Source organism: Streptomyces sp. SID5785 (assembly GCF_009870065.1).
Taxonomy (GTDB): domain Bacteria; phylum Actinomycetota; class Actinomycetes; order Streptomycetales; family Streptomycetaceae; genus Streptomyces.
The window spans coordinates 1-1,066 of the sequence record NZ_WWIA01000417.1 but is presented as its reverse complement, the minus strand read 5'-3'; the positions used below and the strand labels follow the sequence as shown (position 1 = coordinate 1,066).

Below are 1,066 nucleotides of genomic sequence, written 5' to 3'. Positions count from 1 at the left end.
GCCGCTCGTCCTCCTCGCGGAGGCGCTGCGTCACGTGGCGGGCCCGCGCCGACGGTTCCTTCGGCGCGTCCCGCCCCCCTTCCGCGGACTCGCGCAGGAAGCGCTCCCACTCCTCGTCCGGGACGGACGAACCGCCCTGATCCCCACCCGTGTTCACGTCTCACTCCTGATGCTCGTCGGCCGGCTCCTCCCCAGGGCCGGTCCGTGCCGAGGCAGAATGATCGCACAGGAGTTCTGCGCGAGGCCGGGCCGTCGGCTCAGCCGGGCAGCTCGGCCCGGTGCTCCAGGAAGGACCGCAGCGCCTCGGGAGATCCGTCGTCGAGGGCCGCCTCCGCCGCCGCCCGCACCGCCGGGCTCGTCTGCGGGTCCGCCAGGATCCGGAAGATCGCGACCTGGTCGTCCTCGGCCTGAGCGAGGCGGCGTCCGGTCTCGATGAAGGCGCGCAGCGCGGCCGGGGAGCCGTCGTCGAGGGCGCGCGTCGCCTCCCGGACGACGGCCCTGTCGTTGTTCTGCTGGGCGACGCCCAGGATGCGGAACACGGCCACGGCGTCGTCCTCGGCCTGCGCCACGGCGCATCCGGTGGTCAGGAAGGCGCGCTGGTCCTCGATCGTGCCGTCCATCGCCCGCTGCGCGGCGGCTTGGACCCCGCGGCCCGTGGCCGCGTTCCCGATCACCCGGAAGATCGCGACCCGTACGTCGTCGTCGGACATCGAGTCGACGGGGACGGGCGAGCCGTCGGGAGCGGTCGTCGCCGCGACGCACGGTGCGGGAACGACCGCGGGGGCGTCGGCGGCGGAAGCGGGCGCCGCGATGAGCAGCGCGGGTGCGAGCGCGGCGGCGGCCACGGCGACGGCGACGCGGGTGAGTCTCACGGATGGACCTCCTGGTGGAGCGGGGCCGCGCGGGCCCCGGGGGACTTCCTGGGGGCGATTCTCACCGTCCGCCCGCTCCGTGCCAGTGCCGGAGCCGGGCAGTCTTGGCCCCGCCGTGCTTGCCGTGGGGTGTACGCGGGGCGGTTCCGCGGGCGGGCCGCGCGGGTGGGACGCGCCGGGGCCCTTCCCGGACA

At 76.0% G+C, this 1,066-nt stretch carries 1 protein-coding gene; it reads right to left on the bottom strand.

What is annotated here, in order from left to right:
• Positions 1-257: 257 nt before the first annotated feature.
• On the bottom strand, positions 258-872 hold the full coding sequence (locus tag GTW43_RS13795) for an ALF repeat-containing protein (protein WP_161301986.1): 615 nt from the start codon (positions 870-872) through the stop codon (positions 258-260).
• Positions 873-1,066 lie beyond the last annotated feature (194 nt).